Below are 12757 nucleotides of genomic sequence, written 5' to 3'. Positions count from 1 at the left end.
TTATGCTTAACACACGTTTTTCCGCGAGCCTGATACTCCTCGGCTGGCTCTGCCTCAGCGCGAGCGTCTGCGCGCAGGCATTTTCGTTTATTGCCCCCAAAGCGCGGCCACAGCTGGAGGCGAGCAAACCCTGGCCGCAGAACCAGTTTCTGGTGCTGGCCTACCACGATGTAGAAGACGATGCCGCCGATCAGCGCTACCTCTCCGTGCGTACCAGCGCGCTAAACGAGCAGATAAGCTGGCTGCTGCACAACGGTTATCACATCATCAGCGTGCAGGACATTCTGGATGCCCATGACGGAAAAAAAACGCTGCCGCCGAAAGCCGTTCTGCTCAGCTTTGACGACGGCTACAGCAGCTTTTACACCCGCGTCTGGCCGCTGCTTCAGGCGTGGAACGTCCCTGCGCTCTGGGCGCCGGTGGGCAGCTGGGTGGATACGCCGGCAAATCAAAAAGTTAACTTCGGCGGTCTGATGACGCCCCGCGATCGCTTCGCGACGTGGGACATGGTGCGCGAGCTCAGTCGGTCCCCGCTGATTGAGATCGGATCGCACACCTGGGCCTCGCATTACGGCATTCCGGCCAACCCGCAGGGCAGCCGCGAACCTGCCATCGCCAACCGCTTTTATGATAAAGCCACGGGCCGCTATGAAACCGATCGGCAGTTCAGCCAGCGGATCGGCGATGACGTTCGCAAAGTGACTGAAAAAATCACGCAGGTGACGGGCAAAGCGCCGCGCGCCTGGGTCTGGCCCTATGGTGCCGCCAACGGCACGTCGCTCGCTATCGCCAGACAGCAGGGTTATCAGCTGGCCTTTACCCTTGAAGACGGGCTGGGGAACGTGCAGGAGCTGGGGAACATCCCTCGTCTGCTGATCGCTGGCAATCCCTCGCTCAAGGCGTTTGCCAGTACGGTAAGCCAGGTTCAGGAGCACGATCCCGTTCGCGTCATGCACGTCGATCTCGACTACGTTTACGATCCCGATCCGGCCCAGCAGACCCAAAACATCAACAGGCTGATCCAGCGGGTCTACGACATGAAAATCAGCCATGTTTTTCTGCAGGCGTTTGCCGACCCGCAGGGCGACGGCAGGATTAAGGCGCTCTATTTCCCCAACCGTCGTCTGCCGGTCCGGGCCGATCTCTTTAATTTTGTCTCCTGGCAGCTGCAAACCCGCGCGGGGGTGAAAGTCTTCGCGTGGATGCCGGTGCTCTCGTTCGATCTCGATCCTTTCCTGCCGCGCGTGCAGCGCCGGGATCGTCAAACCGGCCAGCTGCGCGAAGCCACCGAGCCCTATATCCGGCTCTCCCCGTGGGACCCGCAGGTGCGCCAGCAGGTAACGGACATCTACGAAGATCTGGCCCGCTATGCCAGCTTCAACGGGATTTTGTTCCATGACGATGCGGTGCTGACGGACGTGGACGATGGCGCTCAGAGCACAACACGTCAGAAAAGCCAGACGCTTATCGGGTTTACCCATGCCCTGAGCCTGGCGGTGAAGCATATCCGTGGCCCGCAGATAAAAACCGCGCGCAACATGTTCGCCCTACCCATTCTGCAGCCCGAAAGCGAGGCGTGGTTCGCGCAGGATCTTGACGATTTTCTGGCGGAGTATGACTGGACGGTGCCGATGGCCATGCCGCTGATGGAGTCCATTCCGGCTGACGAGAGCGATGCCTGGCTGGCGCGTCTGGTTAAAGCGGTCGCCACACGTCCCGGCGCGCTCGATAAAACCATTTTTGAACTGCAGTCCAGGGACTGGGATAAGAAACCGCAGCGCGCCGTTTCTGATAGCCAGCTTGCGCAGTGGATGCGCGTGCTCCAGCTGAACGGCGTCAAAAACTACGGTTACTACCCCGATGATTTCATCAACAACCAACCTGATATCACACGCATCAGGCCTGTATTTTCTTCGTACTGGTACCCTGACAATGACTGATCGCATTATCGCCTTTTCCATTTTATGTCTGGTATTCGGGTTGCCATTGGGCGTGGCCGCCCTCTTTACCGGCGAACTGATTCTGGATTTTGTGTTCTTCTGGCCGCTGTTCATGTCCGTGCTCTGGATAACCGGCGGGCTCTATTTCTGGTTTCAGCTTGAACGCCACTGGTCGTGGGATAAAGAGACGCCCGCCCCGACGCTCGCCGGTGAGCCGCTCATATCCATTCTGATCCCCTGCTTTAACGAGGGACGAAATGCCCGGGAGACCATCAGCGCCGCGCTGGATCAGCGGTATGAAAATATAGAAGTTATCGCCATCAACGACGGCTCGTCTGACAACACGGCGCAGGTGCTGCAGGCGCTGGCGCTGGAACAGCCGCGCCTGCGGGTGATTAATCTCGCGGAAAATCAGGGGAAAGCGCTGGCGCTCAAAGCCGGCGCGGCGGCGGCCCGGGGCGATCTGCTGGTCTGCATTGACGGTGACGCCCTGCTCGATCGCGATACGGCAGCGTATCTGGTGGCACCGCTGATTCAGTATCCCCACGTCGGGGCGGTCACCGGGAACCCGCGTATTCGCACGCGCTCCACGCTGATCGGCCGCATTCAGGTGGGCGAGTTCTCATCGATTATCGGGCTCATCAAGCGGACGCAGCGGATCTATGGCCGGGTCTTTACCGTCTCCGGCGTCATCGCCGCCTTTCGCCGACAGGCGCTGGCGGACGTCGGGTACTGGAGCCCGGACATGATCACCGAAGACATCGACATCAGCTGGAAGCTCCAGCTGCGCCACTGGGATATCTTTTTCGAGCCGCGGGCGCTGTGCTGGATCCTGATGCCGGAGACGCTCAAGGGCCTGTGGAAACAGCGTTTGCGCTGGGCTCAGGGCGGCGCGGAGGTGTTTCTGGTCAACCTTCGCAGGATTGTGCGCTGGGAGCATCACCGCATGTGGCCCCTTTTTATCGAGTACGCCCTGTCAACGCTGTGGGCCTTCGCGTACGCCATGACGGTGCTGTTATTTATTCTCAGCCATATCGCCCCTGTTCCTGCCAGGCTGACCGTGGAGAGCCTCTTTCCACCGGAGTTTACCGGGCTACTGCTGGGCGTGATGTGCCTCCTGCAGTTCCTCGTCAGTTTGTACATTGAGCGGCGCTATGAACGGAAGGTGGCCAGCTCGCTTTTCTGGGTGATCTGGTTCCCGATGGTGTACTGGATGATCGGCCTGTTCACCACCCTCGTCGCCTTTCCAAAAGTCATGCTTAAACGCCAGCGCGCCCGCGCGCGCTGGATCAGTCCGGACCGGGGAAAAGGAAGCCTTCAATGAACGAAAATACCTTAATACTGACCGAACATCGGCTGTTGCCACGTCTTTTCGATGCCGCGTTAACGCTGGTGGCGTGGGGAGGCTTTCTGTTTTTCCTGTATGCCCGGCTCTGGATGCAGCTAACCGAGGAGAGCGACCACAGCTGGGGCGTGATTATTGCGTCCTTTAATACGGTATTGCTCTACCTGCTGTTCGCCGCACTCAACGGCTGGCTGCTGATTTTGTGGTATCAGTACAATCGCCGCCGTGCCCACGTCAGGCGGCGCCAGCCGGGTTATTTGCAGGAGGAGGAGCTGGCCCGCAGCTTTAATGTCTCACCGCAGATCATCTCCGAGATGAGCCAGTACAACCTGCTGACGGTGTACCACGATCAGATTGGCCGCATCATCGATCTGAAGATCAACGGGCAGGAAGAGGAAGAACAGTAACGAAAAGCCCCCGCAGGATACCCTGCGGGGGCTTTTTAAAAGCGGCTAAGAACTACTTATCTTTAACCACGATCAGCGGCTCGATATCGCTCTCTTTCTTCACCACCAGCGAGTCATCGCCGCGCAGACAGGTCCCACCGTAGTTCCCGCCCACGGTAAAGGTACAGACCTGTATGTACTTGCCGTCGACCTTCGGCAGGCACCACAGCTGCTGGTAGATGTTTTTACGGTCGACAAACTTGCCGCTGGATTTATCCAGCAGTTCGTCCTGGGCGCTGATCAGATCGATATTGCTGCCGCAGCGTCCGGCAATCGGCTTAACGGCATATCCGGTCTGCTTCAGCAGATCGTTGACCTCAAAATCGGTGTCGAGCAGGTAACGGTGATTGGGGAACAGTTGCCACAGCACCGGAAGAATCGCCTTGTTGCCTGGAATAACGGTCCACAGCGGTTCAAAGACCAGCACCTCCGGGCGCAGCAGAACGTCAATCAGGCGCACTTCGCCTTCAGGATGCCCGGTGCGGATCGGCACGGCGGCATATTCGGTTTCGCTGACCTCGCGGATCTGCTCTATCGCCGTCTCCCACGCCCAGGTTTTCCACACGCAGTTGACGTGGCGACCTTCGTCGTCGATCAGCTGCCCGGCGGCATCCCAGCTGAGCGCCCCCAGCCCGTGGAGGATTTTGGTCTCAAACCCGGCCTGCATCAGCGAACGCTGAATAAAGAGCGCGTGATAGTCCTCTTCGACATCGTTGTCCTGCATGATGTGGACGAACGGCCGCGCGTGGCTGTGCTTCCAGGCGCCGGTCAGCTCTTCCAGCAGGCCTTCCGCCGGGTTATGCCCGTTGCCGCGATAGCCGTTTTTCACCCACTCCTCAAGGATAAGCCCGCCCTCGGTATGGCAGGAGGCGGAGTCGGCGTTGTACTCATAGACCTTGATCCCGCGCTCATCCATGCAGAAATCCATACGACCGGTGATCATATGGTGACGACGCCACTGCCAGGAGAGGCGCAGGCGCGGCCAGAGGATTTTCGGGATGTCGAAAAGCGCCAGCAGGCTGTCGTCTTTCAGCACCTTGTCCGTGGCGTGCAGGTACATCAGATGCAGTTCGTTGGTGGCCTTGATCAGCTCCTGTTCGGCGCTTTCGGTAATGGTGAAGTACTGGCAGGGATCTTTGTTGATCACGTGGCCGTTGGCGCGAACATACGCCTGCTGCAGCGCGTCATTTTCGTTGAGCCACTTGCCGTCGAACTGACGTTTGTTTTTCAGCCGCGCGCCGCTGATTTTCAGCAGTTCACCGTCGATTTCCGGCTGGGGAATGCTGTGTTCCGTATCCTCGGTCTGGATCATCCAGCCGAGAATTTCCGTGTCGCTGAAGGTGTCGTGGAGGGTGTAACACCCGTTCTCCACGCTCAGGCGCAGCTCGCGCGTCCACTGCTGCCCGAGCGGCAGCGGGGAGTGAATCACGTTCTGCTCCGCAATACGCACCCTATCGTCCAGAAGCTGGGTGATCACCGCCACGTGGCCGGTCTCGTGAAACTCGCCGCCCTTTTGCCAGATCAGCAGCGCTCCGGCGCGCGGCGCGCGTTTTGAACCGTTGGCAAAGGCCTGAAGGGGCAGAATGTTATCGTTCACCACCTGACGCAAAAAGCGCAGAGAGAAGATCTCCCACGCCATACCGACGTCGGTAAACACGAAGCCATAGTTGAGGAACAGGAAACGGCGGGCAAACTCAACGCACTGCCACTTGTGGCCCATGTATTCGTTGCCGATGTAGCTGCGAAAATCCGCGTCTTCCGGGTATTTTCGCGGGTCCAGACTGCCGTAATTTGAAGAGTAAATCGCCACGCCACCGGGCGCATAGCCTAACAATGTCCCGAATGGCGCATCACTGCTTAAATTTCCTTTATGCATGTATCCAACCTAAAACAGGCAGGCGGCAATTTTTTAAGGTTTGTCGTCGTCTGCACGTTGTAATTAACCTGACAGAGGGACATTTATCATACACCTGCGCGGTGCATTAACTACATGTTAAACAGCCAGCACGCCGCAAAATGCCCTGGCGCGATCTCCTGCATCGCAGGCTTCTGCGTCTGGCAAACCGGCATGGCGTGCGGGCATCGGCTGCAAAACTTACAGCCCGGCAGCGCGGACGTAGGGCCGGGCATTTCACCGCGCAGGGTCGCGTCTTCAAGGTTGCGAATCCGCGGATCGGGCTGGGGAACCGCCGCCAGCAGCGCGCGGGTATAAGGGTGCGCCGGACGCTGATACAGCTCATTCGCCGGGGCCACCTCCACCAGCTTACCGAGATACATCACCCCAATGCGGCTGGAGATATGGCGCACCATGGAGAGATCGTGGGCGATAAACAGATAGGTCAGCCCCAGCTCCTGCTGCAAATCCTGCAGAATATTCACCACCTGCGCCTGCACCGAGACGTCCAGCGCCGAGAGCGGCTCATCGCACAGCACAAATTCGGGACGCACGGACAACGCACGGGCAATACTGATGCGCTGACGCTGCCCGCCGCTGAACTCATGCGGGAACCGATCAAGGTGTTCCTGCTTCAGCCCCACTTTGTAGAGCAGCGTTTCCGTCCGTTCCCGCTGTTCTTCACGGCTGTAGCCGTGGATCTGCATCGGCTCGGCCACCAGCTGTCGCACCGTCATGCCTGGGTTGAGCGAGGAGTAAGGATCCTGAAAAATCGCCTGCATCCGCTTGCGCAGCGGCTTGAGTTCTTTTTCGCGGGCGTGGGCAATCGCCTGCCCGGCGAAGTGGATCTCGCCCGCGGTAATATCGAAAAGGCGCAGAATGGCGCGTCCGAGCGTCGATTTCCCACAGCCGGACTCTCCCACCAGGCCAAACGTCTCGCCGGGCTGGATATCAAAGCTCACGCCATCAACCGCCTTCACGGCCGCGCCTTTACGCAGCAGACCGCCGTTAAGCTGATAGTGCTTGCGCAGATCGCGCACGCTCACTAATGGTGCCTGTTGTTCACTCATGCATGAGTCTCCTTATCGGCCCATAGCCAGCAGGCGGCGCGATGGCCCTCTCCGGCGGTGTAAAACGCGGGCTGCCGTTCACACTGGGGCATGCGTTTTGGGCAGCGTTCGGCGAACGGGCAGCCCGGCGGCGGGTTAAGCAGGCCGGGCGGCGAACCTTCAATAGGCGATAGACGTTGATTCACCTCATCCGGGCGCGGCAGCGAGGTCAGCAGCCCCTGGGTGTAAGGATGCGCGGGGCGATAAAAAATGTCCTCTACGCTGCCCTCCTCCATCACCAGCCCGCCGTACATCACCACTACGCGGCTGCAGACCTGCGCCACCACGCCGAGATCGTGGGTGATCAGCAGAATCGCGGTTTGGGTCTGCTGCTGCAGGCTTTTCAGCAAACGCAGGATCTGCGCCTGAATGGTGACGTCCAGCGCGGTAGTTGGCTCATCGGCGATAAGCAGCTTCGGGTTGCAGGAGAGCGCAATGGCGATCATCACCCGCTGGCGCATCCCACCGCTGAACTCGTGAGGATACTGGTCGTATCGGCGTTCCGCCTCGGCAATCCCCACCTGTTCCAGCATGGCGATCGCCGCCGCTTTGGCCGCTCTTTTGGTGAGTCCTTTATTGCGCATCAGGATCTCAGACATCTGCTTGCCGATGGTCAGCACCGGGTTCAGGACGGTCATCGGATCCTGGAAAATCATCGCGATCTCATTGCCGCGAATGGCGCGCATCTGCGCAGGGGTTTTCTGCGCCAGATCGTCATTCTGGAAGCGAATGCTGCCGCCGGTTATCCGTCCGTTGCTCCCCAGAAGCTGGATAATCGACTTACAGGTGACGCTTTTTCCGCAGCCCGACTCGCCAACAATGCCGACAAGTTCTCCCGGCTGCACCTGAAAGCTTACGCCGCGCACCGCGTGAACCTCGCCCTCGCGGGTGCGGAAGGTAGTTTGCAGGTTCTCAAGCGCTAATAAGCTACTCATCGCGATTCGCTCCCGGCTCAAAGGCGGTACGGAAGACATCGCCGAGCACGTTAAAGCTGAACACCGTCAGCAGGATCAGGATGCCGGGGAACATCGCCAGCCACGACGCTTCGCCAATATAAGACTGGGCGTTATTGAGCATGCTTCCCCACGACGCCGCCGGTGCCTGTACGCCCAGCCCTAAGAAGCTGAGCGTCGACTCCATCAGAATGGCCGAGGCGATATTGAGCGTGGCGGCAACGATAATGGTCGGCAGCACGCCGGGAATAATGTGACGCACGATAATGCGCAGCGGGTTTTCCCCCGACGCGCGGGCATAAAGCACGTACTCGCGCTCTTTCACCGACAGGGTTTCTGCGCGCACCAGCCGCGACATATTCATCCACGTCAGCAGGCTGATGATCAGAATGATGTTATCCACGCCCGGCTTGAGGTAAGCATTCACCACCAGCAGCAGGAAGAAGGCCGGAATGGCCATCAGGATATCCACGGCGCGCATCATCAGGTTATCCAGCCAGCCGCCAAAATAGCCGCTCACCGTGCCCACCACCGTGCCGATAAGCGTGGAAAAGAGCATGGCGAGAAAACCGACCATCAGGGAGATCTGGCCGCCATAAAGCGCGCGGGTGAAGTAGTCGCGCCCGTACTCGTCGGTGCCGAACCAGTGTGCGGCATCCGGCGGTAACGTGCGTGCGCCGAGCGCCATCCGATCCGGATCGTACGGACTTAACCCCGCACAGAGCGCGGCGACAATAAAAATAAAAAGCACAAACAGGGAGAACTGCGCCGGACGGTTGCGGCGCAGCTGGTGACGAACCTGCTGCCAGCGTCTGCTCATCCGGGTTACCTCAGCGTACGAATGCGTGGATCGGCGAAGCGATAAAGCAGATCGGCGATCAGGTTACCGACGATCAGCATCATCGACGAGAGCATGATGATCGCCATGATCAGCGGGTAGTCCAGCGAGGCGATCGACTGGATCCCGAGCAGCCCCATCCCCGGCCAGGAGAAGACGCTTTCCGTCACGTAGGCCCCCACAATCAGCTCACCGAACGACAGTCCGAACAGGGTGATCACTGGCAGCAGCACGTTTTTCAGCACGTGTCTAAACAGAATGCTGGAACGCGTAGCGCCGTAGGCAAGCTGGGTTTGCACGTAGTCGGCCGAGAGCTGCGAGATGGTGTTGGAACGGATGTAGCGCACATAGCTGGAGAGGTTGTAGAACGTGAGGGCAATACACGGCAGTACGCCGTGACGCAGCACGTCCAGCGCGTTATCCTCCATGCCGATGGTGCGCATCCCCATGCTGGGGAACCAGCTAAGCTGCACGGCAAAGACCGTAATGAGCAAGATGCCGAACCAGAAAATCGGCACCGAGATGCCGATATAGGCGAACAGGTTAAGCAGGTGATCCAGCCAGCGATGCTTGAATGCCCCCGCCAGCAGGCCCAGCGGGATCGCCAGCACGATCGCCAGCAGCAGCGACGCGCCCATCAGCCCCAGCGTGGCCGGAATGCGTTCGCCGATCATCTCCAGCACCGGGCGGTGGTAGATCAGCGAATAGCCGAGATCGCCCTGCAGGACATTTTTCAGCCACAGGACGTACTGCGTGACCAGCGGCTTATCCAGCCCCAGGCTCTGGCGAATACGTTCGATATCTTCCGGAGCCATACGCGGCGTAATGTACGCCGCCACCGGATCGCCGGGCGCCAGTTTGACCAGCAAAAACGCCACCAGCGAAATAAAGAACAGCATCGGCAGCAGCTGCAGCAGCCGACGCGTGAGAAGTGTGTTCACGACGTGCCCTTACCAAGGCCCCGACCCGACGGCCGGGGCAATTACTTATTTCTGATAGATTTTTGACAGATCCTGGAACAGATAGACCGGTTTCGGCTCCGCTTCCTCGGTGCCGCCAAAACGCTTGTCCACCGCGACGGTCGCATTGGTATAGGCGATTGGGTAGTACGTCATGTCGTTCGCCACGGTCTGCTGAATTTGCTTGTAGATATCGGCACGTTTTGCGGCGTCGGTTTCCACGGCGCCTTTATCCCACAGGGCATCAAACTGCGGATTTTTGTAGTGCGCGTAGTTATAGGCCTCGTTGCTCATGAACAGCGATTTGTAGCCGTCCGGCTCTGAGCCCATGATGTAACCGCCCAGGTTCAGCTCCCAGGCGGTGTTGTTCATATCGAGGCTGCGCTGGGACATGGCGTTGGAGTCCAGCGGCATCAGCTCCACGTTCATCCCAATGCCCTTCAGCGCCTGCTGAATGTAGAGCGCCATGCTCTCCTGGGTTTTGTTGGTATTCACATACGCCAGGCGCAGCTTGAGGTTGTCCGGCGCGCCGGACGCTTTAAGCAGCTCTTTAGCTTTTTGCAGGTCGAATTTGTATTGCTCGACGTCATCCGTCTTGTAAAGCGTATCGGGCGTCAGGAAGGACGTCGCCGGTTTGGCGTAGTCCAGCGAGGTAAAGGCGGTTTGGGTCAGCTCGTCTTTGTTGATGGCGTAAGCAATGGCCTGACGCAATTCTTTGCTCTTCATTACCGGCACGTTCTGGTTGAACGTCATATAGGCCAGGCGGCCTTCCGGATAGACCACGAAGTCAAACTTACCGGTATTTTTCAGGCGGTTCACGTCCTGCGGGTCAACCATCTTGAGGTTGATTTCACCGTTTTGCAGCGCCAGGTTGGCGGCGTTACTGTCTTTGGCGAAACGGTAGGTCACCGAATCTAGCTTCGCTTTGCCGTTCCAGTAATCGTCAAAACGGGTCAGGGCGTAATACTGCCCGGCGCGGTACTCTTTAAACTTGAACGGCCCGGAGCCGACCGGCGCATCGTTTTTGCTGCTCTTTTCCAGGTCGCCTTCGCCGGCGAACACGTGCTGCGGGATCGGGTAGATCTGTACCAGGGTGCCGGTAAAGGCGGCGCTGACCTGCGGTAAGGTGAACTTAACGGTGCGGTCGTCAACCTTGCTTACTTCAACAGGCTTGCCGCCCCAGGTAAACATGCTGCGGAAGAAGCTGTGCTGTTTGGCATCGAGCAGCTTGTTGAACGTAAAGACCACGTCGTCCGCCGTCAGCGGCTGACCGTCCTGCCATTTCAGGTTGGGTTTTAACGTCAGGGTGTAGCTCAGGTTGTCGGCGGAGGGCGTGAGGCTTTCCGCCAGGCCCCACTCGATCTTGCCGTTATTAAAGCTGTACAGCGGGGCATACAACGCCTGCATGATGGTTAACGTTGTGCGGTCGCTGGCATAAAGCGGATTAACGGCTAACGGGTCGCCGGAGGTAATTCCAATAATTAGCGAACCGCCCTCTTTTGGCGCGTCGCTTTTTGCCGCCGCGGCCGTATTTGTCTCTTTATTTTTCGCATCATCACAGCCTGCCAGGCCTAACGCGAGCGAAACGACCACGGCCGATAACAGAAGCTTGCGCATCTCACTAACTCCTTGCCTTATAAAGTGTTTATTACTGCATCTTTTATTTATGTTGAAGCATCATATTCAGCTTTATCGTTTTACGCATTAATTATGAAAATGCGATTTTCGATTAAGCTTATGCCGGATTTGTTATATATAAGCGCCGGAAGGAATAGCGGTTAATTGATTGCGCTCGCAACGTTAAACGGTTCACAAATCTCCTGCTACACTGCCTCAACACATCACTCAAAAGGCAGGCCAACATGTCAGACAACACGTATCAGCCACCCAAAGTGTGGGAATGGAAAAAGAACAACGGCGGCGCGTTCGCCAACATTAACCGTCCGATTTCCGGCGCGACCCATGAGAAAGATCTTCCTGTCGGTTCGCACCCGCTGCAGCTCTACTCGCTCGGCACACCGAACGGCCAGAAGGTGACGATCATGCTCGAAGAGCTGCTGGCGCTGGGCGTGACGGGCGCGGAGTACGACGCGTGGTTGATCCGCATCGGCGAGGGCGACCAGTTCTCCAGCGGCTTCGTTGAGGTGAACCCGAACTCGAAAATACCGGCGCTTCGTGACCACTCCACGAACCCGCCAACCCGCGTATTTGAATCCGGCAATATCCTGCTCTACCTGGCGGAGAAGTTCGGCCACTTCCTGCCGAAGGATCCGGCGGGACGCACCGAAACGCTGAACTGGCTGTTCTGGCTCCAGGGCGCGGCGCCGTTCCTCGGCGGCGGTTTTGGCCACTTCTACAACTACGCGCCGGTAAAAATTGAGTACGCAATTGACCGCTTTACCATGGAAGCCAAACGCCTGTTCGACGTGCTGGATAAACAGCTGGCGCGCGGTCGCTACGTGGCGGGTGAGGAGTACACCATCGCGGATATGGCAATCTGGCCGTGGTTCGGCTGCGTGGCGCTGGGCAGCGTGTACAACGCCGCCGAGTTCCTGGATGCAGAGAAGTACACCAACGTGCAGCGCTGGGCGAAAGACGTGGCGAACCGCCATGCCGTTAAGCGCGGACGTATTGTTAACCGCACCAGCGGCGAGCTGAACGAGCAGCTCCACGAGCGCCATGCGGCGAGCGACTTCGAGACCAATACGGAAGATAAGCGTCAGGCGTAATGTTCCGCCGGGCGGATCCCCGCCCGGCAGCTGAGATCCTTGCCCAGGGCATGATTAGCTTAAAGGTTGAACCGGTATTGCTGGCACTATCTGGACGTTTTTCTCGCGTCAGAGAGTGAGAAATGACGTATCAACCGACAGCAGTCACAAAGGATCTGTTATGAAACTTATTAAAACAACGCTGGTTATCAGCGCCCTCATTTTCTCCACCTCGGGAATGGCCATCGACAAAACTGCAGCTGGCGCGGTAGCAGGCGCGGCGATTGGCGCAGCCACTGGCAAAGATCTGAAATCGACCGTTGGCGGCGCCGTTGTTGGCGCAGGCACGGGTGCTATGTTCAAAAACGGCGGCAAAGGTAAAGCCGCGCGTAAAGGCGGTGCGGTAGGTGCTGCCGTGGGCGCAGGTGCCGCGGCGGTGACCGGCAAGAGCGTGCTGAAAGGTGCAGCCGTTGGTGCGGGCACGGGTGCGCTGATTGGTGAGGCGACGCACTGATACATACATCCGGGCAGCGCTGCGTTTGCCCGGTATTAATCACATCCCCGA

Annotated in this window: 11 protein-coding genes; 5 read left to right on the top strand and 6 right to left on the bottom strand. The window is 58.5% G+C overall.

Translation table 11 applies throughout. The features are described 5' to 3' along the window. Nucleotides 1–2 precede the first annotated feature (2 nt). The 3 genes from pgaB to pgaD are packed head-to-tail and all read left to right on the top strand — an operon-like array spanning nucleotide 3 to nucleotide 3692. The gene (gene pgaB / locus F0319_RS20145) at nucleotides 3–1940 is read left to right on the top strand and encodes a poly-beta-1,6-N-acetyl-D-glucosamine N-deacetylase PgaB (RefSeq protein ID WP_149367636.1); all 1938 of its coding nucleotides are present in this window, start codon (nucleotides 3–5) and stop codon (nucleotides 1938–1940) included. After that, nucleotides 1933–3264, top strand: a complete 1332-nt coding sequence (pgaC, locus tag F0319_RS20140) for a poly-beta-1,6-N-acetyl-D-glucosamine synthase (RefSeq protein ID WP_111963253.1) — start codon at nucleotides 1933–1935, stop codon at nucleotides 3262–3264. Before pgaB ends, pgaC begins: the two co-directional genes overlap by 8 nt. Beyond that, nucleotides 3261–3692: a poly-beta-1,6-N-acetyl-D-glucosamine biosynthesis protein PgaD gene (gene pgaD / locus F0319_RS20135; RefSeq protein WP_111963254.1), complete on the top strand. Its 432-nt coding sequence runs from the start codon at nucleotides 3261–3263 to the stop codon at nucleotides 3690–3692. Before pgaC ends, pgaD begins: the two co-directional genes overlap by 4 nt. A gap of 52 nt (nucleotides 3693–3744) precedes the next feature. Here the strand turns inward: pgaD and gss are convergent, their stop codons facing one another. The 6 genes from gss to F0319_RS20105 form a co-directional block, all read right to left on the bottom strand. After that, nucleotides 3745–5607: a bifunctional glutathionylspermidine amidase/synthase gene (gene gss, locus F0319_RS20130; RefSeq protein ID WP_149367635.1), complete on the bottom strand. Its 1863-nt coding sequence runs from the start codon at nucleotides 5605–5607 to the stop codon at nucleotides 3745–3747. 110 nt (nucleotides 5608–5717) lie between these two features. Next, entirely contained in the window at nucleotides 5718–6695 is a 978-nt protein-coding gene (locus F0319_RS20125; protein WP_149367634.1) for an ABC transporter ATP-binding protein, read from the bottom strand. Beyond that, nucleotides 6692–7669, bottom strand: a complete 978-nt coding sequence (locus F0319_RS20120) for an ABC transporter ATP-binding protein (RefSeq protein WP_149367633.1) — start codon at nucleotides 7667–7669, stop codon at nucleotides 6692–6694. The genes F0319_RS20125 and F0319_RS20120 overlap by 4 nt, the downstream gene beginning before the upstream one ends. Next, complete coding sequence (locus F0319_RS20115) at nucleotides 7662–8507, bottom strand: ABC transporter permease (protein ID WP_115876267.1); 846 nt, start codon at nucleotides 8505–8507, stop codon at nucleotides 7662–7664. Before F0319_RS20115 ends, F0319_RS20120 begins: the two co-directional genes overlap by 8 nt. A 5-nt stretch (nucleotides 8508–8512) precedes the next feature. Continuing rightward, nucleotides 8513–9466: an ABC transporter permease gene (locus F0319_RS20110; RefSeq protein WP_149367632.1), complete on the bottom strand. Its 954-nt coding sequence runs from the start codon at nucleotides 9464–9466 to the stop codon at nucleotides 8513–8515. A gap of 45 nt (nucleotides 9467–9511) precedes the next feature. Beyond that, on the bottom strand, nucleotides 9512–11101 hold the full coding sequence (locus F0319_RS20105) for an ABC transporter substrate-binding protein (RefSeq protein WP_149367631.1): 1590 nt from the start codon (nucleotides 11099–11101) through the stop codon (nucleotides 9512–9514). 245 nt (nucleotides 11102–11346) lie between these two features. Here F0319_RS20105 and yghU point away from each other — a divergent pair, with 245 nt between their 5' ends. Then, nucleotides 11347–12213 (top strand): glutathione-dependent disulfide-bond oxidoreductase, encoded by an 867-nt coding sequence (yghU, locus tag F0319_RS20100; protein WP_115876270.1) that lies wholly within the window; start codon nucleotides 11347–11349, stop codon nucleotides 12211–12213. Between the two features lie 160 nt (nucleotides 12214–12373). Further along, nucleotides 12374–12706 (top strand): hypothetical protein, encoded by a 333-nt coding sequence (locus F0319_RS20095; protein WP_029740720.1) that lies wholly within the window; start codon nucleotides 12374–12376, stop codon nucleotides 12704–12706. The last annotated feature ends 51 nt before the right edge of the window (nucleotides 12707–12757 follow it).

It is taken from the genome of Enterobacter vonholyi (genome assembly GCF_008364555.1).
Lineage (GTDB): Bacteria > Pseudomonadota > Gammaproteobacteria > Enterobacterales > Enterobacteriaceae > Enterobacter > Enterobacter vonholyi.
Note: the sequence above shows the minus strand (reverse complement) of the source record. Positions and strands in the feature narration are given on the sequence as shown.